Here is a 22,270-nt window from a genome sequence, read left to right on the forward strand (position 1 = left end):
GCCAACCGTTTCTTAACCGTGACCTGCCATTCTTTTCACCAGTATTTGTCAGGCGTAACGAGTATCGCGTGCCCTTGATTGCGGTTATCGAAACAGCGGAAAAATTGCTTCCGCCGGGCCTGCGCGCCCGGATCGTACCGCTGATCGCAAAAGCCGGCACCATTGTAAACGATCGCAGCGAAACCGGCCGGGCACAGCGCCAGGCCCTGATGGCTTTCGCAATCCGCATCTCCTCAGCAGCGATCGCCTTCATTTCCCAGATCATTCTTGCCCGCCTGATGGGCGAGTTCGAATATGGCATCTACGCTTTCGTCTGGGTGATCGTCATCCTGACCGGCAACCTCTCCTGCCTCGGTTTCCATACCTCGATCATCCGCTTTTATCACCAGCATGTCGCAGCCGGCGAAACGGCCCTGCTGCGTGGGCTGAATGTCGCCTCATGCCTGATCGCATGTCTGACGGCGACACTGGTCGCCGCGCTGGGCTTCGCCTTCCTGTTTCTGTTCGGCGACAGCATCGCCTCCTATTATCTCGTGCCGGTCGGCATCGCGCTGTTCATCATCCCGATGATCGCGCTCGGCGACATTCTCGACGGCATGGCGAGGGCGCGCGGCTGGACCGTCTCGGCACTCGCTCCGACATTCATCCTGCGACCGATCCTGATCCTCGTCTTCATGGCAGGCGCAGAATTGATTGACGCGCAGCATGACGCGACGACGGCTATGGGTGCTGCACTGGCAGCAACCTACGTCACGACGCTTGCTCACCTGGCTCAACTGACCGTCCTGATCCGTCGCGAGCCAAGGGTAGGGGCAAGCGCGCGCCGCTACCAGCTCGGCGGCTGGATGCGATATTCCCTACCGCTCTTCCTCGTTGATGGCATCAGCTTCCTGCTGACCAATGCCGATGTGGTCGTGGTCGGTCTGTTTTTGCCGCCTGATCAGGTCGGCATCTATTTCGCCGCGGCAAAAACCATCGTGCTCGTGCAATTCGTCTATTTCTCGGTCAAGGCAGCGGCGGCACCGCGCTTCTCGGCCATCATCGCCGCCAATGACCACAATGCGCTGGCAAGCTTCGCGTCCCAGACGACGCGCTGGACGTTCTGGCCGTCGCTGGTGATCGGCCTCTGCGCGCTGGCGGCCGGCGAGCTTCTCCTGTCTCTGTTCGGTCCCAACTTCACCGATGGATACCCGCTGATGGCGATCCTGTTTGTCGGTATTCTGACCAAAGCCTCGGTCGGCCCCGCAGAGATCCTTTTGAGCATGGCGGGACATCAGAAACTCTGCGTCGGCGTTTACGCCGCAACCCTGATCGCCGCGGTGATACTGTATTCTGTGATGATACCGCTATTCGGCTTGACTGGGGCGGCGGTTGCGGCTGCTACTGCCATCATGATCGAATCCCTGCTGCTTCATCTGACAGTCCGCCGCACCCTCGGCATCACGCTGTTTGCCTTCGCACGCAGACCCCAGGCCGGAACGGGAGCGAATTGACCATGCAGATCCCCCCATCCGGCAGCGGTTTCGAGGATGCAAAGGAAATTCTTCCGCAAGGGCATGACAAGCGTTCATTGCCGGAAGCGGATCTCAACCTGCCGATCGGCCGGGCCGGACGCGAGTTTTCGCTTTATCCGGCAACCCTCGGCTATGATCTGCAGGAGGAGCTTGAATTCCTGTCGCACCGGGCGATGGAGCCGAACATCTTCTTTTCGGCCCGCTTGCTTGCCCCGGCCATGCCGCGCGTGGAAGACAAGCAGGTGCGCTTCGCCCTCATCCGTGACGACAACGGCATGCGCTCGCGCCTGCGGCTGCTGATGCCGTTTACGGTCGAACGGCCGGGCTTCTCGGTCGGCGCATCGATCATCCGCACCTGGGCCAATCCGTTCGGCCCGCTTGGAACGCCGCTCGCCGATGCCGAGGACGCGGCAGAGACGATCGACAATCTGTTCGAAGTTCTGGCGCGGCCGGAAACCAAGCTGCCATCCGTGCTGGTTCTGCCGGACGTTCGCCTGAACGGCCGCTTTGCTCAGCTCGCCAAGGCCGTCGCCATTGCCCGCGATCTTTCCGTCGCCACGACCGACACGTTCCGCCGCCCGATGCTGGAAAGCTATCTCGATGGCGACGCTTACCTGAAACAGGCCGTCTCCGCCCATCATGTCCGCGAGATGCGCCGCCAGTGGCGCAAGCTCGAAAAGCTCGGAACGCTGACCTACAATGTCGCCCGTCAGCCTGAAGAGGTTCGGCTTCGGATGGAGGAATTCCTTGCGCTCGAGGCCAAGGGCTGGAAGGGCAGGAAACGTTCCGCGCTGATAAACGACCGTTATCGCGCCGCCTTCGCCCGTGAGGCGATCACCAATCTGGCCGAAATCGACGCGGTGCGTATTCACACGATCGATCTCGACGGCCGCGCCATCGCCTCGCTCGTCGTTTTCCTGATGGCCGGTGAGGCCTATACGTGGAAGACCGCCTATGATGAAGGTTTCGGCGACTATTCGCCCGGCAAGCTTCTGATCATGAAACTGACCGACTGGCATCTGGACGACGCCAACATCCTGCGGACCGACAGCTGCGCCGTGCCCGATCACCCGATCATGAGCCGGTTCTGGGAAGAGCGTGAGGAAATGGGAAGTCTCGTCATCGGCTTGACGCGCAACAGCGACCGTGACGTTCGCCAGGTCGCAGCCCAGCTTCACCTCTATCGCAACACCCGCAACATAGCCCGTATCCTGCGGGAAAAGATCATGCATCTGGCGGGTCGCGACACCTGATCAATGCAGCCCTCGATCAGGAACATTGAGGGCCTGCATTCGCGCAGGCCCGGTGCGGTGATCTGAGAGCCTTCCGATCAGCGCGATGCAGTCATCCGCAGCATCCGGCAGAGCTGGACGAGCGCCGCATCGTAGCTGCCGGCAGAGATATCCACACAGCGCTTCAAAAGCTTCTGCCGCTCGCTGGGAGACATGGCATTGAAGGCGGCTCGCTGAGGCCCGGTCAATCCGCCGCCGGTGCCGCCGCCACCTGTTCCCGGCCCGGTACCGGGTCCAGTCCCTGGACCTGTGCCCGGTCCGGTTCCCGGAGTGCCGACACCGACGCCGACATCCACACCGATGCCGGACGTGCCCCCGATACCGAGCCCGACCGTTGCTCCGAGACCTCCCGTGCCGCCAACCGACGCAGTCGTTCTGGCGTTGATGCCGTTCGATGTGCTGGCGCCGACCCGTGCATTGACCCCATTGCTTCCGCCGACAGAGGCAGCAACCCCGGCATTGAGCCCGCGCGAGCCGTTGACATTGGCACCGGCATTGACGCCGTTCCTCCCTCCGACCGAAGCGTTGGCGCTGGCGACGCTCGAATTACGCCCGACGCCGACACCGGCATTCGCGCCATTGCGACCGCCGACAGATGCACTGACCCCGGCGCCACCGGAACGGCCACCGACACCCACGCCGGCATTTACCCCATTTCGCCCTCCCACGGACGCGCCGATACCGAGACCACCATCGCGGCTTCTGCCGACACTGGCGCTGACGCCGCGATCACCTCCGATGGATAAGCCTTGCGCATAGACCGGCGTCAGCCCTGACGTGGCGATGCATGTCGACATCAACGCCGAAACAAACAGTTTTTTCATGACATTCTCCTCCTTGAGGGCCTGCCTGCAGACCCACGGATTCGAATGCTGGCCATGTCAATTAGTTTCAGCAATTACTAATATGATGCGCGCGAATATTAACGATTTATGATGGCCGCACCGCGCACGACGAACGCCACCCGGATACGGATCGTTGCGGATCACATTTGAAGAAGTTGCGCCTTGCATCTTCGTGGCTGCGCATGGTAAGCGCGTTGCAAATCTACCGTGCCCCGTTGGCGGAATTGGTAGACGCGCCTGACTCAAAATCAGGTTCCGAGAGGAGTGCTGGTTCGATTCCGGCACGGGGCACCATATTTTCCGGAAAACAGAAAAGATCTCGACGTCTCCCCAATGGCCTGTTGGCTCCGGGGTCTAACGTTTCCGTTATAAGTGCCGGTCTTGCCGCTATATTCACAAACCATCGCAAATCAGCCGTTGCGACGTCCGTTATTTTTCCTAAATGACTGAACACTGATGAAACGCGGAGAAGAATTGCATGAGTGCCGAATACGGCCCCTACGTCCAGATGTGCACACTTGCACAGCAGATGGCTGTCCAGTACCAGAAGGACACCAACCTTGCTCTGGCGCCTTTCCTGAAACATTTCATGGATGAGGTCGAAGTGAACGTAGCCGCCGACACGTTTGACCATCTGGGCTTCATGGAAAAGATCCGTGATCCGGTGGAACTGGGAGCGGAAAAGGCTTCCGATGCTCGACGTAAGCAATTCCTCGAGGCTCTGGCTTCAGCTCTCAACGAGCGTATCCATCGACTGTGAACCTCTGCGAATGATCTCGACCACCTTTTGGCCACTTCCGCTGAACGATATCGGGCATTTTGACATCGCATGAGCTCCGCCTTGTCACCCATCGAGAGCCGCTCCTGCAAGGCCTGCACGCTCTGTTGCCGGCTGCCCGATATCGATGATCTGGACAAGCCGGCAGACGAATGGTGCAGGTATTGTACTGCCGGAGAGGGCTGCTCCATTTATGCGGAACGCCCGAAACTCTGTCGTGATTTCCTCTGCCGCTGGATGACCGACGACGGATTGGGTGATGAGTGGGATCCTTTGACCTCCCATATGATGGTCTACGGCCAGGGGCAGCAGACCACCGTTCTCGCCGATCCCGACCGCCCCGATCTCTGGCGCCAGGAACCCTACATGTCTCAACTCGAAGACTGGGCCGCGAATGCTGCGCCAAGAGGGGGATATGTGATCGTCTTCTGGCGCGACGAAGTGGTGAAGATTGGAGCATGACTGCCGCTGAAGCACATCACGATCTATAAGGTTTTCTTGCCGTGCTTCAGCTCCCTGTTTTTGCGCATGTCTTCATCCCGAAACCGGTGACCACTTTCGAGAGACATGCGGTGTGCGACTGACAAGATGACGCGCGGCTTAAGCGTGGCTTTGCGACACGATCTCTTCTCGCTAGCATTGTGGGACACGAGCAAGCCGATCACGAGAATTTGCCGGAGACAGGAGCATGTGCCGGCCGATCTGCCAGTTTACAGATCGGCGGATTGTGCTCTACAGCTTCGGCGCAATTTGGCCCCATCGGCACATTATCGAACGACGCCGTTCGATCGCGACTATGAAGGAGAAGCGCATGGCGCTGGCAGGTTCCACCACGAGGTTCAACACGGGTGTTGTTTACGCCGGCTTCCTGACATTTGCCATGGCGGCAACGGTCGTTACCGCGCTCGGTTTCGAGCATATTGGCGGCTACATTCCCTGTGCGCTGTGCCTGCTGGAGCGTGATCCCTATTATTATGGCGTCCCGATCGGCATTCTTGCGGTCGGCGCAGCCGCCTTCGGCCTTCCCTCCTGGATCAATCGGTCCCTGCTGGTCGTCATCGGTGTCATGATGCTGGTCGGCGCGGGCATAGGCGCGTACCATTCGGGTGTCGAATGGGGTTTCTGGCCCGGCCCTTCGGCCTGCGGCGGCAGTACGGCGATCACCACCGATGCCGGCAACCTGCTGAACGACCTGAACACCATCCACGGTCCGTCCTGCGCCGAAGCGGCTCTGCGCGTGCTCGGCCTCTCGTTTGCCGGCTGGAACGTCGTTGCCAGCGTCTTCCTCGCAGCCGTCGCCTTCATCGGTGCGAAAAAGGCCGCTTGAGCGGCCTTTTGTAAACCAGATGGCGTGGCCCGATCAGGGCTGCAGCTCGGTATCCCAATAGAGATAGTCCATCCAGCTTTCGTGCAGATAGTTCGGCGGGAACAGCCGGCCATTGTTGTGCAGGTCCTGTACGCTCGGCGCATAGGGCCTCTGGTGCGGGATCATCCCGGCCTGTTTCGGCAGCTTGCTGCCTTTCCGCAGATTGCACGGCGAACAGGCCGCCACGACATTTTCCCACGTTGTTTCGCCGCCATGGGCGCGCGGAATGACATGGTCGAAGGTCAGCTCATCATGCGCGCCGCAATACTGGCATTCGAATTTGTCGCGCAGGAAGACGTTGAACCGGGTAAAGGCCGGATTTCGGGTCGGTTGCACATAGGTCTTGAGGCTGACGACGCTCGGCACCCTCATGGTGAAGCTCGGCGAGCAGACCGAATGGTCGTATTCGGCAATGATATTCACACGGTCAAGGAAGACCGCCTTGATCGCGTCCTGCCAGGACCACAACGACAAGGGATAGTAACTCAGCGGCCGGTAGTCAGCGTTCAAGACGAGCGCCGGCAAGGCCTGCGGGGAGACTGCAATCGTCAAGTGACGCTCCTACCCGATTCGGCATCTATCTCCTCTATATTAGGTCCGTTGTTACAGGATTGTGAAGCCCTATAAATGCAACGGCATGCTTCCCCGCATTTATACGATGGGCAAAGCCTCGCGGCGCATGGTCGCAGCGTAATAGGCCCAGAACAGCCGGGCCGCGATTGACCGATAAGGCGCCCATGAGCGGGCTATTTCTGCAAGTTGCTTCGCGCCCGGCCGTGGCTCCACTCTGAAGGCTCGTCCGACGGAGGCCTGCAACGCCACATCACCGCCCGGAAAGATATCGGCATGGCCGGCGCAGAACATCAGATAGACTTCGGCAGTCCACGGACCGATGCCGGGGAGGAGAACAAGCTGTCTAAGCGCGGCCTCACCATCGATGGAGCAGATCCCGTCCAGATCGATCGCACCGGTGAGCACCGCTTCGGAAAGCTTTTGCAAGGTAGAGGCCTTTGCGCGCGAGAGGCCGAATGTGGCGATGATTTCGGGATCGAGAGCGGCATAGGCCTGCGCCGTCACCGGCCCCACCGCCTCGATCCGCCGCCAGATCGCATCCGCACTTGCCCGCGACACCATTTGCGACACGACGATCGAGGCGAGACCGGCAAAGCCGGGCGTGGCAAGCCTGAGCGGCAGCGGCCCGGCGATTTCGGCAATCGGGCCGAGGCGGGGATCGAGTTGCAGAAGGTGGCTGAGCCCGGTTTCGATATCGGCGTCGTTGCGAATGATGCTGGTCTGGTTTTCGCGCATGGGGTTTTCATGCTTGGGTTTGGATCCTCGGGTCAAGCCCGAGGATGACGAAGGAAAGGTTTGCATGATAGGTGCCAGCAGACACCTTTCAGCAAGCTCTCAGGGTGCTATGTGGTAAAACGTCTCCACAGGCTCGTCATCCTCGGGCTTGACCCGAGGATCCAGACACAAGCAAACGATGCCAGCCTCCCAGTCCACCCCTCCCGTCTACCGTTTCGCCCCCAGCCCGAATGGTTCTCTCCATCTCGGCCACGCCCTTTCGGCATTCCTCAACCACGACATGGCGAAGGCGAGTGGCGGACGGTTTCTGCTGCGTATCGAAGACATCGACCTGACGCGCTGTACGCCCGAATTCGAGGAGATGATCTATCGCGATCTCGTCTGGCTCGGCCTTGACTGGGAAACACCGGTGCGGCGCCAATCGGAGCATTTCGATGCCTATCGCGACGCACTCGACAGGTTGCGGGATATGGGACTTGTCTATCCCGCCTTTCTTACCCGCGGCGAGGTAAAGGCGCGCGTTACGGCCTATGAGGCCGGTGAAGAAAACTGGCCCCGTGACCCCGATGGCTCGCCGCTTTATCCGGATGACGACAAGCTGCGCGACGAAGCGGAACGCGCGGAGCTTATCGCCAGGGGCGTCAAGCACGCGTGGCGACTGGATGTGATGAAGGCAATGGCACGGGTCGGCAAGCCGCTGACCTGGCGGGAAACCGGCAGCGGCAACACTGAAACGATTGCGGCCGATCCGGCGATCTGGGGCGATGTCGTGCTGTCGCGCTCCGACGCCCCGTCGAGCTATCACCTCTCGGTCGTGATCGACGATGCGCTGCAGGGAATTACCCATGTGGTGCGGGGCAAGGACCTCTATGCCGCTACCGCCATCCACCGGTTGCTGCAGGAACTGCTCGGCCTGCCCGAACCGGTCTATCATCACCATCGGCTGATTATCGGCAGCGACGGCCGAAAGCTGTCAAAAAGCGAGGGATCAACCGGAATTGCGGCTCTTCGGGAGGACGGGCTGCTGCCCGCCGACATTCGCCGCTTGGTCGGGCTCTGAACGGCTGATGCGCTTTGCCTTGCGCTTCTTGTTCACCTGGTTGACCACCGAATAGACCTTGTATTTCAGGATCGCCGCGTTGAGTTCGGCCCCGAGCATGAAGATCACGCCGACCATGTAGAGGAAGACCAGCACGATCATGATAGACGCCAGCCCCGCATAGGTGGCGGCGTAGTTGGCGAAGCTCGACAGATAATAGGCGAAACCGAAGCCAAAAATCGTCCAGATGACGATGGTCAGCACCACGCCCGGAAGCACATCGATGATCCGCCGATCGCCTGCCGGCAACCATTTGTGCGAGAAAAGCAGGCCGAGCATCAGAAGCAGGCCGGTGCCGACGAGGCCCCAATTGGCGAGCGCGTTGAGATCGCTCATCAGCCAGGGAAATTTCGTCTCGGCAAACCGCTGCGCCACCGGCACCGCCAGAAGCACGATGCTGATCACCGCAAAGATGACCACCGCGACGATGACGTAACCGAGGCTTGCGAGGCGCGTCACATACCAGGCGCGGGTTTCGGTGACCCGATAGGCGCGGTTGAGCGAAATGCGCAGAGCCTCGACGCCGTTGGAGGCGAAGTAGGCGGCTGCCAGTACCGAGACCGTCAGAAGCCCGCCGCGCGGCATGTCGATCACCCGCTGGATTTCAGACGCGATCGGATTGGCGATATCGGCAGGCCATGCGTCGAACATCAGGTGGATGGCGGTTTCGGAAAATCCGCCCGCACCGAGAAAGCCGGCGAGAGCCGTTCCAAATATCAGAAAGGGAAAAAGCGCAAGCAGGCCCGAAAGCGCCACATGGCTTGCCATGGCCCAGCCGTCATCCTCGGTGAAATGCCAATAGGCATCCCATAAAACCTTGAAGGCCAATCGGTGCCATCGCGGCCGGCGTATTTCTTCCTGCAAGGTCTGCTCCGTTGTGACTTCAGGCGAAATATGGGAGGAACACCCCCACTTGTACAGGTGAGCATTGAGGAACAGCCCCAAATGAATGCAGGAAGAACGATCATCGTCACCGGCTGTTCCTCCGGCATCGGCGCTCATACGGCAAGGGCATTGAAGGCGGACGGCTGGCGTGTCTTCGCCACGGTGCGAAAGACGGAGGATCTGGCCGCGCTCGAGGCCGATGGCATCGAGGCGCTTATCCTCGACTATACGAAGCAGGAGACGATTGATCAGCTTGTAAAAACCGTGATCGAACGCACCGGCGGAAGGATCGACGCACTGTTCAACAACGGCGCCTATGGCCAGCCGGGAGCGGTGGAGGATTTGGCGACGGATGTGCTTCGCGTCCAGTTCGAGACCAATCTTTTCGGCTGGCATGAACTGACCCGCCAGGTCATTCCCGTCATGCGGGCGCAAGGGCAAGGCCGCATCGTCAACTGCTCGTCGATCCTCGGCCTCCTGCCCTATCGCTATCGCGGCGCTTACACCGCTTCGAAATACGCGCTCGAAGGCCTGACGCTGACCCTGCGCATGGAGCTTGCCGGCAGCGGCATCGAGGTGAGCCTGATCGAACCTGGCCCGATCGCTACCCGCTTCACCGCCAATGCACTCGCCAAGATCAGCGAGAATATCGATCTGACCGGCTCCGTACACGCCGCCGATTATGCGCGGCAGCTGCAACGCCTGGATGGCAGTGGGCCTGTCAACAAACACAAGCTCGGCCCCGAAGCCGTATACAAGGTGCTCGATCATGCCCTGAACGCGCCTCGTCCAAAGCCGCATTATCTGGTAACCAGACCGGCAAAGCAGGGTGCGTTGTTGAAGAGACTGCTCCCGGCACAGCTCTTCTACGCGCTGATGCGCCGTATCGACTGACAACTGACGGGAGGCAGGACATGTCGAGTTTCACCACCTTTCTCACCCTGATCGTGATGGGCCTCGTCGTGCTCGTGCTGATCCGCGGCCTTTTCAACATGCTGAAAGGCACGGACGCCAACCGCTCCAACAAGCTGATGCAGCTGCGTGTCATCCTGCAGGCGGTAGCGATCGCGCTGATCATGCTCACGCTGTGGATTACCGGTGGGGGAAGGCCGAGTTAAGGAAAAGGAAACATGGTCAAGCTGAATAAAATCTACACCCGCACCGGCGACAACGGTACGACCGGCCTCGTCTCCGGCCCGCGCCGCGAAAAATTCGACCTCAGGGTAGAAGCCTATGGCACGGTGGACGAGACCAATTCGGCGGTGGGCATGGCCCGGCTTCACACGATAGGCCTCGATGAACTCGACGTCATGCTTGTCCGCATCCAGAACGATCTCTTCGATCTCGGCTCGGACCTTGCCACGCCGGATACCGGCGAAGAATTGAGCTACGAGCCACTGCGCATCATCGAGGCGCAGGCGGAACGGCTGGAGCGGGAGATCGACAGCCTGAATGGCGAACTCGATCCCTTAAAATCCTTCGTCCTTCCCGGCGGCACGGCGGCGGCCGCACATCTGCACATGGCGCGCACTATCGCCAGGCGCGCCGAGCGGCTGATGGTGGAACTGTCGCGGCAGGAACAGATCGGTCCGGCGGCACTGAAATACATCAACCGCCTCTCCGATTTCCTCTTCGTCGCCGCCCGTTTTGCAAATGACCGCGGACAGGCCGATATTCTTTGGGTGCCGGGGAAGCATCGGTAAGGTGAGATGACTGGGCGCAGCCGTTTCGAAATCTACTCATACGAAAAAGGCCCCCTCTGACCTGCCGGCCATCTCCCCCACAAGGGGGGGGGAGAAGACAAGCGGCGAGCACCTGCTTCGATTGAGCCTTTTGGGTGAGGCTGGATTAAGCCCTCCCCCTTGTGGGGAGGATTGGGAGGGGGCTTTATTGCCGGATGTCACGGGCAAATAATGAGGTCCGTAATTTTGGAGACCGTCACATGTTCGTCCCGCTGCATGACACGAACGAACTGAAATATATCCGCGTCCAGTGGGTCACGATCAGCTTGATAGTGCTCAACATTCTGGCCTGGCTGTTCACCACATTCGCGAGCGTGGAACAGGCCGAGCGCGCCTCGCTGAGCCTCGGTTTCATCCCGGCGCTGATCTTCGATCACGCGGTACTCGACCCGTCACTGGTTCTGGTGCCGGAAGACATGACCTTCCTCACCTATGCCTTCCTGCATATCGATTTCTGGCATCTGGCCCCCAACATGCTCTTCCTCTGGGTTTTTGGCGATAATGTCGAAGATGCGCTTGGCCACTTCCGCTTCCTGATCTTCTACCTCCTCTGCGCCGCAGCCGGTGCAGCATTCCACGCTTTCATCGCGCCGCAATCGGAGGGCCCGCTGATCGGTGCATCGGGCGCAATTTCCGGGGTGGTCGCCGCCTATTTTCTGCTGCATCCGCGGGTACGCGTATGGGTACTGGTCCTCTTTCGTATCCCGCTCCCACTTCCCGCCTTCATTCCGCTGGCGCTCTGGATCGCCCAGCAATTCGTCATGCTGGCGCTGAATATGGATGACGCCGTGTCTTGGGGCGCCCATGTGGGTGGCATCATCGCCGGCGCTCTTCTCGTACTCGTCATGCGGCGTCCAGGCGTTCCGCTGTTCGACCGGCAGATCGTCACCCCGCGCGCAGTGCATCATAAAACCAGCGTTCCGCAGGTACCGGCACGCGTCGAATAGCGATATGAGAAATGCGCAAGTGTCGGCATGGAAACGGCGTTGTATTCGGGTGAAAAATGCGTATCCATGTCGCCCACTGACACATGAGGAGATGGCAAATGTCGCATTTTGCCGTCGGAGATAGTCAAGGAAGGACCCCATGAAGATCCTGGTGCCTGTAAAGCGAGTTGTCGATTACAACGTGAAAATCCGCGTCAAACCGGATGGCACGGGCGTTGAACTCGCCAATGTGAAGATGTCGATGAACCCGTTCGACGAAATCTCCGTCGAAGAGGCTCTGCGGCTGAAGGAAGCAGGCAAGGCGGAAGAAGTGGTGGTCGTGTCGATCGGCCCGGCCAAGGCGGAAGAAACCATCCGCACCGCACTCGCCATGGGCGCCGACCGTGGCATCCTCATCGAGACCGACGAAGCCGTCGAACCGCTCGCCGTCGCCAAGCTTCTGAAGGGCGTCGTTGAGGCGGAACAGCCCGGCCTGATCATCGTCGGCAAGCAGGCGATCGATGACGATTCGAACCAGACTGGCCAGATGCTGGCAGCGCTTCTCGGCTCCGCACAGGCAACGTTTGCCTCCAAGATCGATGTTTCCGGCGACAAGGCAACCGTGACCCGCGAAGTCGATGGCGGCTCGCAGACGATCGAAGTCAGGCTCCCGGCCGTCGTCACCACCGACCTGCGCTTGAACGAACCCCGTTACGCTTCGCTGCCCAACATCATGAAGGCGAAGAAGAAGCCGCTCGACAAGAAGACCCCTGCCGATTTCGGCGTCGATACCGCGCCGCGCCTGAAGGTGCTGAAGACCGAGGAGCCGGGCGGCCGCAAGGCTGGCGTCAAGGTCGGGTCGGTTGAAGAGCTGGTCTCCAGCCTCAAGACCGCCGGCGTGATCTAACGGAAGACAGGAGACAACAATCATGACCATTCTTCTTCTGGCAGAAAACGACGCCTCCGGCCTGTCCGACCAGACCGCCAAGGCTCTCACCGCAGCCTCGAAAATCGGCGGCGATGTGCATGTTCTGGTCGCCGGCGCAGGTGCAAAGGCTGCGGCCGATGCCGCCGCCAAGCTTTCAGGCGTCTCCAAGGTTCTCGTGGCCGACGATGCGAGCCTTACCAATAATCTCGCCGAACCACTGGCCGACCTGATCGTCTCGCTGGCACCCGCTTATGACGTGATCGTCGGACCGGCTACCACGTCTGCCAAGAACGTCCTGCCGCGCGTTGCAGCCCTGCTCGACGTGATGCAGATCTCGGAAATAGTCGAAGTGGTTTCGGCCGACACGTTCAAGCGCCCGATCTATGCCGGCAATGCCATCCAGACCGTTCAGTCGAGCGATGCCAAGAAGGTAATCACGGTGCGCACGGCATCCTTTGCCGCTGCCGGTGAAGGCGGTTCGGCCTCGGTCGAAGCCGTTTCGGCTGCAGGCAATCCCGGCGTCTCGTCCTTCGTCTCGGATGCGCTCGCCTCGTCCGAACGCCCTGAACTGACCTCCGCCAAGGTGATCATCTCGGGTGGTCGTGCACTCGGCTCTTCGGAAAAGTTCCAGGAGGTCATTCTGCCCGTCGCCGACAAGCTCGGTGCTGCCGTCGGCGCATCGCGCGCAGCGGTCGATGCAGGCTATGCCCCGAACGACTGGCAGGTCGGCCAGACCGGCAAGGTCGTCGCCCCCGACCTCTATATCGCGGTCGGCATTTCCGGTGCCATCCAGCACCTTGCCGGCATGAAGGATTCGAAGGTCATCGTCGCCATCAACAAGGACGAGGAAGCACCGATCTTCCAGGTCGCAGACTACGGCCTCGTCGGCGATCTCTTCGACATCCTGCCAAAGCTCGAAAAGGCGCTCTGACAAGAGCGCCGCCTTCGCGGCTGCGAAAAAAGCTGGCAAAATGATGGCCAGGCGAATAGAAAAATGCCGGACCGCTGCATGTGGCCCGGCATTTTTTAAATAAGCATTTTCAAATAAAAAGCGCGCACCACAAGTGCGCTCAAGCCCAAGGGATGGAGTAAGCGTTATGGCCTTCCAGAATATCGGCATCATCGGCGCAGGTCAGATGGGCTGCGGCATCGCGCATGTTTCCTCCCTCGCAGGCTACAAGGTGCAGATCTACGATCTGGACCCGGACCGCATCCAGGCCGCCCTTGCAACGATCAACGGCACGCTCGCTCGCCTCGTGGCAAACGAGAAGATCACCGACGAGGAGCGCAACGCGGCTCTCTCCAAAATCTCCGGCTCTGCGGACGTGAATGATCTGGCGCCGATGGACATCGTCATCGAGGCCGCGACCGAAGACGAAAGCGTCAAGCGCAAGATTTACACACATGTCTGCCCGGTCCTGAAACCCGAGGCACTGCTCGCCACCAACACCTCGTCGCTCTCCATCACCCGGCTTGCATCGGCGACCGACCGCCCGGAACGGTTCATGGGCATCCACTTCATGAACCCGGTGCCGGTGATGAAGCTGGTCGAACTGGTGCGCGGCATCGCTACCGACGAGCCGACCTTCAGGGCCGCCAAGGAATATGTCGCATCGCTGGACAAGACCGTCACCGTCTCCGAGGATTTCCCGGCCTTCATCGTCAACCGCATCCTGCTGCCGATGATCAACGAAGCGATCTACACGCTCTATGAAGGCGTCGGCACGGTGGACGCGATCGACACCGCCATGAAACTCGGCGCCAACCACCCGATGGGTCCGCTTCAGCTTGCCGATTTCATTGGCCTCGACACCTGCCTGTCGATCATGCAGGTTCTTTACGATGGTCTGGCGGATTCGAAATACCGCCCCTGCCCGCTTCTGGTGAAATATGTCGAAGCCGGCTGGCTCGGCCGCAAATCCGGCCGCGGGTTCTATGATTACCGTGGCGAGGTTCCGGTTCCGACGCGGTAAGATGGCTACCGGAGGTCGTGCTTGTAAGAAATTACGCGACGGACTATATTACGGAGTGAGAGGCGAGCTGTCCGCCCGCCTCTCTGGTTTATTTATCGGAATGTGACCCGCACGCTTGCCTGCCAGCTCGTGCGGGTTTTCCGTAAGATAAATGTGATGCTAAATGGCATTGGCCACATAGTTCACTCTCCGGTTGGATGACGAGGCCTTCGCCGGGTCGAAGTGGCCTATCCCTTCGATACGCCTGGCAGCGCGCGTCTGCTTTCATCATCACAACTTTCGAGAGAATATCGAAAAGCCTGTTGCCGTCCATCAGCAATAATGCCGTACGGCTAGCTTCCCTTCGCCGCCCCAATCAACGCTTTCGCATCCTCGCTGTCCCATGCAGCAGGGCCGTTCATCGCACCGATCAGGCAACCTTTTTTATCGAGGATAAGGGTTGCCGGGAGGCCGAAGGCGAGGCCTTCCTTTTTCACCGCGTTGAACACGCCCATCGAGCTGTCGCTGTAGAAGGCGAGCTTGTCGATCTTGTAGTCCTGATAGAAATTCTTCGGTTTCTGGTCGCTGCCGGTATCGATATTAACGGCCACCACCTCGAAATCATTGCCGCCCATTGAAGATTGCAATGCATTCAACGCCGGCATTTCCTCCCGGCAGGGCACGCACCATGTGGCCCAGAGGTTGAGCAGTACCGTCTTGCCGGCAAGATCGGTCACCGTCATGTCCTTGCCTTCCGGCCCCTTGAACGCAAGTTGCAGTGGACGCGGCGGTTGGGCGGCAGCCATCGCAGCCACCTCACCCTTGGAGAAAGCGGAAACCGACTTCGCCAGCTCGGCAGCCCCCTCACATTGCCCGGAAGACGCCGTCGTCAGGCCGTCCATGCCATTGCCAGACCCCATGCTCCTCACGTATACCGCCACGGCGCCGGCGGTAATCCCCGCGACGGCGGCAATCATGATCAATCGGGCGGATGGGAGACCAAGCGGTCTTTTGGATGCCATTACTTAACTCCAGGACACAAAGCATCATGGCCGATACGAAGGACGCGACCTCTTCCAATCAGATGTGGGGCGGACGCTTCGCTTCCGGGCCGGACGCGATCATGGAGGAAATAAATGCCTCGATCGGTTTCGACAAGAAGCTCTACGCCCAGGACATCCGCGGCTCGATCGCCCATGCAACCATGCTGGCCGAAAAAGGCATTATTTCGCGCGAAGATAAAGACAAGATCGTCGAAGGTCTGAACACGATCCTGTCAGAGATCGAGAGCGGAAAGTTCGAGTTTTCGCGCAAGCTCGAAGACATTCACATGAATATCGAGGCACGGCTGGCAACGCTGATCGGCCCCGCTGCCGGCCGCCTGCACACTGCCCGTTCGCGCAACGACCAGGTGGCGCTCGATTTCCGCCTCTGGGTGAAGGAAGAGCTCAGCAAAACCGAGAAGATGCTGACCGATCTCATTGCAGCATTCCTCGATCGCGCCGAAGAACATGCCGATACGGTCATGCCCGGCTTCACCCATCTGCAGACCGCCCAGCCGGTCACCTTCGGCCATCACTGCATGGCCTATGTCGAAATGTTCGGCCGTGACCGCGCCCGTGTGCGCCACGCGATTGACCACCTGGATGAAAGCCCGATCGGCGCAGCAGCCCTTGCCGGCACCGGCTTCCCGATCGACCGCCACATGACAGCGAAGGCGCTCGGTTTCCGCGAGCCGACACGCAACTCGATCGACACCGTTTCCGACCGCGACTTCGCGCTGGAATTCCTCTCGGTCGCCTCGATCTGCGCCGTGCATCTCTCGCGCCTTGCCGAAGAGATCGTCATCTGGTCGACGCCGCAATTCGGCTTCGTGCGCCTGTCGGATGCGTTTTCGACCGGTTCGTCGATCATGCCGCAGAAGAAGAACCCGGATGCCGCCGAACTGGTGCGCGCCAAGACCGGCCGCATCAATGGATCGCTGGTGGCGCTGCTCACCATCATGAAGGGCCTGCCGCTCGCCTATTCCAAGGACATGCAGGAAGACAAGGAACAGGTCTTCGACGCTGCCGAAAACCTGGAACTGGCGATTGCCGCCATGACCGGCATGATGCGCGACATGACCATCCGCGCCGACCGCATGCGCGCCGCCGCAGGCTCGGGTTACTCGACCGCCACCGATCTCGCCGACTGGCTGGTGCGCGAGGCGGGCCTGCCCTTCCGTGACGCCCACCACGCCACCGGCCATGCCGTAGCGCTGGCGGAAAAGAAAGGCTGTGACCTTTCCGAGCTTTCGCTGGAAGAGCTGCAAGCGATCAACCCGGCGATCACCCAAAAGGTCTTCGACGTCCTGACCGTAGATGCCTCGGTTGCCAGCCGCCAGAGCTTTGGCGGCACCGCGCCGTCCGAAGTCAGGAAGCAGATCGCCTACTGGCGTTCGCGTAACTGATCTGTAATTGATGCTGCAATGATCTGCACAAGCGGGAGGAACTTCGCTATGAAGTTCCTCAAACGTGCCGGAGAAAGAATTAGATGTCGAAGTCGCTGATGAATACCGCCCGCGTCGCCCTGGTGCTCGGCCTTGCCGGCATTGTTGTTGTTGGCTGCGGCCGCAAGGGTGACCTCGACCGCCCGAGCACGCCGGTCGAGCAGCAGAACGTCCGCAAGAGCAACGAGCAGAAAAAAGACCCGGTAGCCGAGCGTCCCTTCATCCTCGACAAGCTTCTGTAATTTCCGAGACCTGACGTGAACCATTTTCAGTATATCGACGGCGTGCTGCACGCCGAAAACGTCGACATTCGCGACATTGCCAAGGCTGTCGGAACGCCGTTCTACGTCTATTCGACAGCAACGCTCGAGCGCCATTACAAGGTTTTCGCCGCAGCGTTTTCCGATGTCGACACCATGGTCTGTTACGCCATGAAGGCGAATTCCAACCAGGCCGTGCTGAAGACACTTGGTCGGCTTGGCGCAGGCGTCGATGTGGTTTCCGGCGGTGAACTGCGCCGTGCGCTGGCCGCAGGCATTCCGGCCAGCCGTATCATGTTCTCCGGCGTCGGCAAGACGGTCGCGGAGCTGGATCTGGCGCTCGAAGCCGGCATCTACTGCTTCAACGTCGAATCCGAACCGGAACTGGAAGTTCTCAACCTGCGCGCCATCAAGGCCGGGAAAAAGGCGCATGTCTCCTTCCGCATCAATCCGGATGTGGATGCAGGAACGCATGCCAAGATCTCGACCGGCAAGAAGGAAAACAAGTTCGGCATCGCCTATGATCGTGCCCGCGCGGTCTATGCCCATGCGGCAACACTTGCCGGCATCGAGGTGACCGGCATCGACATGCATATCGGCAGCCAGATCACCGAACTGGAGCCCTTCGAGCACGCTTTCCGCCTGTTGCGCGAACTGGTCGACACGCTGCGCGGCGATGGCCACCGGATCGATCATGTCGATATCGGCGGCGGTCTCGGCATTCCTTACAAGGATGACAACACGCCTCCTCCGCTGCCGGATGCCTATGCAGATACGGTGAAGCGCCAGCTGCGCTCGCTCAATTGCAAGATCGTCACCGAACCGGGCCGCCTGATCGTCGGCAATGCCGGCATTCTGGTGACCGAGGTCATCTACGTGAAGGACGGCGGCGAAAAGACCTTCGTCATCGTCGACGGTGCGATGAACGACCTGATCCGCCCGACGCTTTACGAAGCCTATCACATGATCCGCCCGGTCGTCGTACCGGCCACTGACGCACCGCGCATCCGTGGCGATATCGTCGGCCCGGTCTGCGAGACCGGCGACTATCTGGCACTCGATCGCGAGATGGCGGAACCGAAGCCGGGCGACCTGATCGCCGTCGCATCGGCCGGAGCCTATGGCGCCGTGCAGGCCGGAACCTACAATTCCCGCCTTCTCGTGCCGGAAGTTCTGGTCAAGGGCTCGGAGTTCCACGTCATCCGCCCACGCAGCACCTATGACGAGCTTATCGGCCTCGATTCCGTTCCCGCCTGGCTCAACTGAGAGCCGGATGCGCACTTGACGCGACATTCACAATTGCGGGAAACTGCCTAAAATATGGGGGCCGGCCCACGCCTGCCCTCGTCTTCGCCACAAAGACTGTTATCTTAGAGGCTTGTTTGCGCCGCCACGATCGGAGACGGACCGCATGAGCTTTACCCGCAAAGGTGCTTTCGAGACCCATCCCGCGCTTGCCCGCAGGGTGGCCCTGAAGCGTTCCTTCGCGCGTATCGTGCTGTTTTTCGAGCGTCTTTTGCCGAAGGCGCTTGCGCCGGTCGGCATCGTTGCCCTGTTTTTCTCCGCATCCTGGTTCGGCATATTCCGCCTGTCACCGGATTGGTTGCGCTGGATCCTGCTCACGGGCTTCCTTGTCGCGCTTCTTGCTACCCTTTTGCCTTTGGCGCGGATTCGCTGGCCGAGCGCCAATGAAGCCGACCGCCTGCTGGAGGATCGCAACAATCTTCCGCACCAGCCGGTCGGCGTACAGGAAGACGAACCAGCCTTCGAGACCCCCCTCTCCCGCGCCCTGTGGAAGGAACACCAGATCCGCATGGCGAAGCGCATCGCAGCGCTCGATGCGGGCCTGCCGCAGCCGGATATCGCCAAGCATGACCGCTTCGGCCTGCGCGCCATTCCGGCGCTGGTCTTTACCGTGGCGCTCGCCTTTTCCTATTCCAACCGCGGCGGCAGCGTAGGCGATGCCTTCGTTCCCGCACCGCTGGCACCGAGCATCAACCCCGATCTGCGCATCGACGCATGGCTGACCCCGCCCTCCTATACCGGGCGCGCGCCCGTGTTTCTGACCGGCCAGCAAGCGCAGAACAATAACGGCACCGTGTCCATTCCACAGAACTCCGCCCTGACGGTCCGCGTCACCGGCGGCGAGGGCGAAGAGGCGGTGGTCTTCACCACGACCGCCAACAAGCAGGATGTGACGCTCCAGACCGAAGAGGCGAAAGCTGGCGCGAAAAAGGCTGCTGAGCAGGCCCAGAATGGCGCTGATGCTCCCGCCGCCCAGGCCCCGACACCTCAGCCACCAACAGCACCGGCAAATGGCAACCAGCCGCTCGCGCCGCGCACCTATGCAATGGCGGTCAACGAAAGCGGCAATCTGACCGTCAACGGACAGAGCTGGACATTCAACGTCATTCCCGACCGTCCGCCGGAAATCGCCTTCGAGGGCCAGCCGAAGCGATCGGTAAATGGCGCATTGGAAATCGGCTTCAAGACCAAGGACGATTACGGCATCCGGGAAGCCCATGCGCTGATCGAGCCTGCCGGCCCACAGGACCCGGCAGCAACACCGCTTTACCCGCTGCCCGAATACCGGCTCGACCTGCCGCGCCAGACCAGAGGCCAGGAGATCAAGGGCCTGACCAGCCGCAGTCTGATCGAGCATCCGCTTGCCGGCAAGCGCGTTCGCGTGACGCTGGTCGCAACCGATGGCGCCGGCCAGACGGGACGCAGCCCGGTCCATGAAATGATCCTTCCCGGTCGTGGCTTCTCCGAGCCTCTGGCCGCAGCCGTTGCCGAACAGCGGCAGGTCTTTGCACTAGACACGCGCCAGATGCCGAAGGCGATCGAACTCAACGAGGCGCTGACAATTCGTCCTGACGAAACCATTCCCAACCTCGGCCACTTCCTGCTGATCGAATCCGCCCGCGGCCGCATGAAGCTCGCCCGCGGCGAGGAACAGTTGAAGGAAACCGCAGACTATCTCTGGGAGATCGCCCTCGGCATCGAGGATGGCGACCTGTCGCTGGCCGAACGTCGCCTGCGCGATGCCCAGCGCAATCTCTCCGAAGCCCTGCAGAATGGCGCAAACGATCAGGAGATCGCCCGCCTGATGCAGGAAATGCGCGAGGCGATGCAGCAATATATGAATGAATTGGCGCAGCGGATGCAGAACGCCCCTCGGGCGCAGCAGAACATGCAGGCGCAGAATGTCATCCGCCAGCGCGATCTGCAGAACATGATGGACCAGATCGAAAACCTGGCCCGTTCCGGCAATCGCGATGCCGCCCAGCAGATGCTGAACGAATTGCAGCGGATGATGAACAACCTGCAGGCCGGACGCCCACAGCGCGGCCAGCAGGGCCAGCAGCAGCAGAACAGCCAGATGCGCCAGCAGATCGATAAGCTCGGCGAGATCATGCAGGAACAGCAGCGACTGATGGACCAGACCTTCAAACTGGATCAGGCACTTCGCGACCGCATGCAGCGCGGCGACCCGGAGCAGCAGGGTGAAGGTGAGCAGCAACAGTCACAACAAGGTCAGCAGGGCCAGCAGCAAGAGGGCCAGCAGGGTCAACAAGGCCAGCAGGGTCAGGGCCAGCAAGGGCAGCAGAACACCGACCAGATGACGGCCGAACAGCTGCGCGAGGCGCTGAAGAACCTGCGCGCCCAGCAGGAAGGCCTCGGCAAGAAGCTCGGCGAGCTGCAGCAGGGCCTGAAGGATCTCGGCATGCAGCCCGGCGAAGGGTTCGGCCAGGCAGAGCGCGAGATGGGCAATGCCGGTCAGGCGCTCGGCCAGGGACAAGGCGAACAGGCCGTGCAGGGACAGGGCAATGCACTAAACGCCCTGCGCCAGGGTGCCCAGAACATGATGCAGCAGATGATGCAGGCCATGCAGGGCCAAGGTCAGGGACAAGAGGGCCAACAGAATGGCGAGGGCGAAGGCATGGCCAACCAGGGCGGCCAGAACGGCCGCGACCCGCTGGGCCGCCCGCGCGCCACGTCAGGCCCGGATTTCGGCGATCAGGTAAAGGTCCCGGACGAGATCGACGTCCAGCGGGCGCGAGAAATTCTCGATGCGATCCGTGAGAAACTTGGTGGTGCGCTTTCGGGTGATGCCGAGCGGCAGTACCTGGAGCGGTTGCTGGAGATCAGGTGAGGTCTATTGAGGGATCGATCCCCTCACCAACAAAATCTAAGACTTAGCCTTCGGCTAAGTCTTAGATTTTGTATCCTCTCCCACAAGGGGAGAGGTAAGGCCTCGAGATCGCGGCACCGGTATCTCTCCCCTTGTGAGAGAGAAAGCAATTTCGAAATCTTAGCGCAGCTAAGTTTCAGAAATTGCAAGTGAGGGGATTTTTCTCCGTTTAGGCAGCCTGCGACGCCACACCAGCCAGCGCTCTTGCCACAGCCTTGCGGATATCCGGCAGCGCGAACGGCTTCGGCACGACATCGACGATCTTTGAGGCCAGATCATCGGCGCGTTCCCGTTGCTCGGCATAACCGGTCATCAGCAGGATCTTCATATCGGGGAAGCGGACGGAAGCCTGGTGAGCGAGTTCGATCCCGTCCATCACCGGCATGCGGATATCGGAGAGGAGCAGATCGTAGGAGCCTTCGTCGAGCTTCTCTAGCCCTTCGGCCCCATCACCGGCTTCAAAGGTCTCGTGGCCGTCAAGGCGCAGTGCGCGCGCGACAAAGCGACGGAGAGATTCCTCGTCTTCGGTAATAAGGATTCTGGCCATAGCGATCATCGCTCCCTGTGTTTCAATTCGGGAGCAAATGACCAGACTTTCCTTTTCGAGGAGTAAACGGAGCCCCCGTAGCGGCTCCGGATGGTTAACGCCTTGCCACCGCCGGGATGCGATTTCTTATCTCCCGACGCTCGTT

23 protein-coding genes and 1 tRNA gene are annotated in these 22,270 nt (G+C 60.5%); 18 read left to right on the plus strand and 6 right to left on the minus strand.

The window, feature by feature from the left end:
• Positions 1–68 precede the first annotated feature (68 nt).
• Positions 69–1,493, plus strand: a complete 1,425-nt coding sequence (locus JNB91_RS04275) for a lipopolysaccharide biosynthesis protein (protein WP_346269266.1) — start codon at positions 69–71, stop codon at positions 1,491–1,493.
• Positions 1,494–1,495: 2 nt separating this feature from the next.
• Entirely contained in the window at positions 1,496–2,767 is a 1,272-nt protein-coding gene (locus tag JNB91_RS04280) for a GNAT family N-acetyltransferase (RefSeq protein ID WP_220324298.1), read from the plus strand.
• A 77-nt stretch (positions 2,768–2,844) separates the two neighbouring features.
• On the opposite strand, the gene JNB91_RS04285 is transcribed toward JNB91_RS04280, so the two are convergent.
• Positions 2,845–3,630, minus strand: coding sequence for a hypothetical protein (locus JNB91_RS04285; RefSeq protein WP_220324299.1), 786 nt, complete (start codon positions 3,628–3,630; stop codon positions 2,845–2,847).
• A 230-nt stretch (positions 3,631–3,860) separates the two neighbouring features.
• On the opposite strand from JNB91_RS04285, the gene JNB91_RS04290 reads away from it, so the two are divergent.
• The 4 genes from JNB91_RS04290 to JNB91_RS04305 all read left to right on the plus strand — a co-directional run bounded on the left by JNB91_RS04290 (position 3,861) and on the right by JNB91_RS04305 (position 5,756).
• Positions 3,861–3,945: transfer RNA gene (locus tag JNB91_RS04290), tRNA-Leu, on the plus strand.
• Positions 3,946–4,129: 184 nt separating this feature from the next.
• The gene (locus JNB91_RS04295) at positions 4,130–4,411 is read left to right on the plus strand and encodes a hypothetical protein (protein ID WP_220324300.1); all 282 of its coding nucleotides are present in this window, start codon (positions 4,130–4,132) and stop codon (positions 4,409–4,411) included.
• Between the two features lie 69 nt (positions 4,412–4,480).
• A complete protein-coding gene (locus tag JNB91_RS04300) occupies positions 4,481–4,891 on the plus strand; it encodes a hypothetical protein (protein WP_220324301.1) in 411 nt (136 codons plus the stop codon).
• Positions 4,892–5,240: 349 nt separating this feature from the next.
• Positions 5,241–5,756 carry a disulfide bond formation protein B gene (locus tag JNB91_RS04305; protein ID WP_220324302.1) on the plus strand — a complete coding sequence of 172 codons (516 nt, stop codon included), beginning with the start codon at positions 5,241–5,243 and terminating at the stop codon, positions 5,754–5,756.
• Positions 5,757–5,789: 33 nt separating this feature from the next.
• Here JNB91_RS04305 and JNB91_RS04310 read toward each other — a convergent pair whose 3' ends face one another.
• Together JNB91_RS04310 and JNB91_RS04315 are read right to left on the minus strand one after the other, a co-directional pair.
• A complete protein-coding gene (locus JNB91_RS04310) occupies positions 5,790–6,347 on the minus strand; it encodes an HNH endonuclease (protein ID WP_220324303.1) in 558 nt (185 codons plus the stop codon).
• A 99-nt stretch (positions 6,348–6,446) separates the two neighbouring features.
• Positions 6,447–7,103: a DNA-3-methyladenine glycosylase family protein gene (locus JNB91_RS04315; protein ID WP_220324304.1), complete on the minus strand. Its 657-nt coding sequence runs from the start codon at positions 7,101–7,103 to the stop codon at positions 6,447–6,449.
• 178 nt (positions 7,104–7,281) lie between these two features.
• Between JNB91_RS04315 and gluQRS the strand changes: the two genes are divergently transcribed.
• Positions 7,282–8,163, plus strand: coding sequence for a tRNA glutamyl-Q(34) synthetase GluQRS (gene gluQRS, locus JNB91_RS04320; protein ID WP_220324305.1), 882 nt, complete (start codon positions 7,282–7,284; stop codon positions 8,161–8,163).
• Here the strand turns inward: gluQRS and JNB91_RS04325 are convergent.
• Positions 8,092–9,066, minus strand: coding sequence for a YihY/virulence factor BrkB family protein (locus tag JNB91_RS04325; protein ID WP_223218053.1), 975 nt, complete (start codon positions 9,064–9,066; stop codon positions 8,092–8,094). The two genes, gluQRS and JNB91_RS04325, sit on opposite strands and share 72 nt — an antisense overlap.
• Positions 9,067–9,147: 81 nt before the next feature.
• On the opposite strand from JNB91_RS04325, the gene JNB91_RS04330 reads away from it, so the two are divergent.
• From JNB91_RS04330 to JNB91_RS04360, 7 genes are all read left to right on the plus strand, one after another.
• Positions 9,148–9,981, plus strand: a complete 834-nt coding sequence (locus JNB91_RS04330; protein WP_220324307.1) for an SDR family oxidoreductase — start codon at positions 9,148–9,150, stop codon at positions 9,979–9,981.
• A 20-nt stretch (positions 9,982–10,001) separates the two neighbouring features.
• Positions 10,002–10,205: a twin transmembrane helix small protein gene (locus JNB91_RS04335; protein ID WP_220324308.1), complete on the plus strand. Its 204-nt coding sequence runs from the start codon at positions 10,002–10,004 to the stop codon at positions 10,203–10,205.
• A gap of 12 nt (positions 10,206–10,217) precedes the next feature.
• Positions 10,218–10,790: a cob(I)yrinic acid a,c-diamide adenosyltransferase gene (locus tag JNB91_RS04340; protein WP_220324309.1), complete on the plus strand. Its 573-nt coding sequence runs from the start codon at positions 10,218–10,220 to the stop codon at positions 10,788–10,790.
• Positions 10,791–11,029: 239 nt separating this feature from the next.
• Positions 11,030–11,776, plus strand: a complete 747-nt coding sequence (locus tag JNB91_RS04345; RefSeq protein ID WP_220324310.1) for a rhomboid family intramembrane serine protease — start codon at positions 11,030–11,032, stop codon at positions 11,774–11,776.
• Between the two features lie 139 nt (positions 11,777–11,915).
• Entirely contained in the window at positions 11,916–12,662 is a 747-nt protein-coding gene (locus JNB91_RS04350; protein WP_220324311.1) for an electron transfer flavoprotein subunit beta/FixA family protein, read from the plus strand.
• Between the two features lie 22 nt (positions 12,663–12,684).
• Positions 12,685–13,614, plus strand: coding sequence for an electron transfer flavoprotein subunit alpha/FixB family protein (locus JNB91_RS04355; protein WP_220324312.1), 930 nt, complete (start codon positions 12,685–12,687; stop codon positions 13,612–13,614).
• A 166-nt stretch (positions 13,615–13,780) separates the two neighbouring features.
• On the plus strand, positions 13,781–14,656 hold the full coding sequence (locus JNB91_RS04360; protein ID WP_220324313.1) for a 3-hydroxybutyryl-CoA dehydrogenase: 876 nt from the start codon (positions 13,781–13,783) through the stop codon (positions 14,654–14,656).
• A 332-nt stretch (positions 14,657–14,988) separates the two neighbouring features.
• Here JNB91_RS04360 and tlpA read toward each other — a convergent pair whose 3' ends face one another.
• On the minus strand, positions 14,989–15,657 hold the full coding sequence (gene tlpA / locus JNB91_RS04365) for a thiol:disulfide interchange protein TlpA (protein WP_220324314.1): 669 nt from the start codon (positions 15,655–15,657) through the stop codon (positions 14,989–14,991).
• A gap of 26 nt (positions 15,658–15,683) precedes the next feature.
• On the opposite strand from tlpA, the gene argH reads away from it, so the two are divergent.
• From argH to JNB91_RS04385, 4 genes are all read left to right on the plus strand, one after another.
• Positions 15,684–17,084, plus strand: a complete 1,401-nt coding sequence (gene argH / locus JNB91_RS04370; protein ID WP_220324315.1) for an argininosuccinate lyase — start codon at positions 15,684–15,686, stop codon at positions 17,082–17,084.
• Positions 17,085–17,167: 83 nt separating this feature from the next.
• Positions 17,168–17,365, plus strand: a complete 198-nt coding sequence (gene lptM, locus JNB91_RS04375) for an LPS translocon maturation chaperone LptM (protein WP_220324316.1) — start codon at positions 17,168–17,170, stop codon at positions 17,363–17,365.
• Between the two features lie 15 nt (positions 17,366–17,380).
• The gene (gene lysA / locus JNB91_RS04380; RefSeq protein WP_220324317.1) at positions 17,381–18,649 is read left to right on the plus strand and encodes a diaminopimelate decarboxylase; all 1,269 of its coding nucleotides are present in this window, start codon (positions 17,381–17,383) and stop codon (positions 18,647–18,649) included.
• A 145-nt stretch (positions 18,650–18,794) separates the two neighbouring features.
• Positions 18,795–21,539 carry a TIGR02302 family protein gene (locus tag JNB91_RS04385; RefSeq protein ID WP_220324318.1) on the plus strand — a complete coding sequence of 915 codons (2,745 nt, stop codon included), beginning with the start codon at positions 18,795–18,797 and terminating at the stop codon, positions 21,537–21,539.
• A gap of 208 nt (positions 21,540–21,747) precedes the next feature.
• On the opposite strand, the gene JNB91_RS04390 is transcribed toward JNB91_RS04385, so the two are convergent.
• A complete protein-coding gene (locus JNB91_RS04390) occupies positions 21,748–22,125 on the minus strand; it encodes a response regulator (RefSeq protein WP_220324319.1) in 378 nt (125 codons plus the stop codon).
• Positions 22,126–22,270: the final 145 nt, after the last annotated feature.

It is taken from the genome of Aliirhizobium wenxiniae (genome assembly GCF_019511445.1).
Taxonomy (GTDB): Bacteria; Pseudomonadota; Alphaproteobacteria; order Rhizobiales; family Rhizobiaceae; genus Neorhizobium; species Neorhizobium wenxiniae_A.

What these genes read in the sequence shown, in the direction of transcription:
- JNB91_RS04280 (WP_220324298.1), top strand. Translation starts at nt 1,496, where the DNA reads ATGCAGATCCCCCCATCCGGCAGCGGTTTCGAGGATGCAAAGGAAATT.
- JNB91_RS04285 (WP_220324299.1), bottom strand. Translation starts at nt 3,630, where the DNA reads ATGAAAAAACTGTTTGTTTCGGCGTTGATGTCGACATGCATCGCCACG.
- JNB91_RS04295 (WP_220324300.1), top strand. Translation starts at nt 4,130, where the DNA reads ATGAGTGCCGAATACGGCCCCTACGTCCAGATGTGCACACTTGCACAG.
- JNB91_RS04300 (WP_220324301.1), top strand. Translation starts at nt 4,481, where the DNA reads ATGAGCTCCGCCTTGTCACCCATCGAGAGCCGCTCCTGCAAGGCCTGC.
- JNB91_RS04305 (WP_220324302.1), top strand. Translation starts at nt 5,241, where the DNA reads ATGGCGCTGGCAGGTTCCACCACGAGGTTCAACACGGGTGTTGTTTAC.
- JNB91_RS04315 (WP_220324304.1), bottom strand. Translation starts at nt 7,103, where the DNA reads ATGCGCGAAAACCAGACCAGCATCATTCGCAACGACGCCGATATCGAA.
- gluQRS (WP_220324305.1), top strand. Translation starts at nt 7,282, where the DNA reads ATGCCAGCCTCCCAGTCCACCCCTCCCGTCTACCGTTTCGCCCCCAGC.
- JNB91_RS04330 (WP_220324307.1), top strand. Translation starts at nt 9,148, where the DNA reads ATGAATGCAGGAAGAACGATCATCGTCACCGGCTGTTCCTCCGGCATC.
- JNB91_RS04335 (WP_220324308.1), top strand. Translation starts at nt 10,002, where the DNA reads ATGTCGAGTTTCACCACCTTTCTCACCCTGATCGTGATGGGCCTCGTC.
- JNB91_RS04340 (WP_220324309.1), top strand. Translation starts at nt 10,218, where the DNA reads ATGGTCAAGCTGAATAAAATCTACACCCGCACCGGCGACAACGGTACG.
- JNB91_RS04345 (WP_220324310.1), top strand. Translation starts at nt 11,030, where the DNA reads ATGTTCGTCCCGCTGCATGACACGAACGAACTGAAATATATCCGCGTC.
- JNB91_RS04350 (WP_220324311.1), top strand. Translation starts at nt 11,916, where the DNA reads ATGAAGATCCTGGTGCCTGTAAAGCGAGTTGTCGATTACAACGTGAAA.
- JNB91_RS04355 (WP_220324312.1), top strand. Translation starts at nt 12,685, where the DNA reads ATGACCATTCTTCTTCTGGCAGAAAACGACGCCTCCGGCCTGTCCGAC.
- JNB91_RS04360 (WP_220324313.1), top strand. Translation starts at nt 13,781, where the DNA reads ATGGCCTTCCAGAATATCGGCATCATCGGCGCAGGTCAGATGGGCTGC.
- tlpA (WP_220324314.1), bottom strand. Translation starts at nt 15,657, where the DNA reads ATGGCATCCAAAAGACCGCTTGGTCTCCCATCCGCCCGATTGATCATG.
- argH (WP_220324315.1), top strand. Translation starts at nt 15,684, where the DNA reads ATGGCCGATACGAAGGACGCGACCTCTTCCAATCAGATGTGGGGCGGA.
- lptM (WP_220324316.1), top strand. Translation starts at nt 17,168, where the DNA reads ATGTCGAAGTCGCTGATGAATACCGCCCGCGTCGCCCTGGTGCTCGGC.
- JNB91_RS04385 (WP_220324318.1), top strand. Translation starts at nt 18,795, where the DNA reads ATGAGCTTTACCCGCAAAGGTGCTTTCGAGACCCATCCCGCGCTTGCC.
- JNB91_RS04390 (WP_220324319.1), bottom strand. Translation starts at nt 22,125, where the DNA reads ATGGCCAGAATCCTTATTACCGAAGACGAGGAATCTCTCCGTCGCTTT.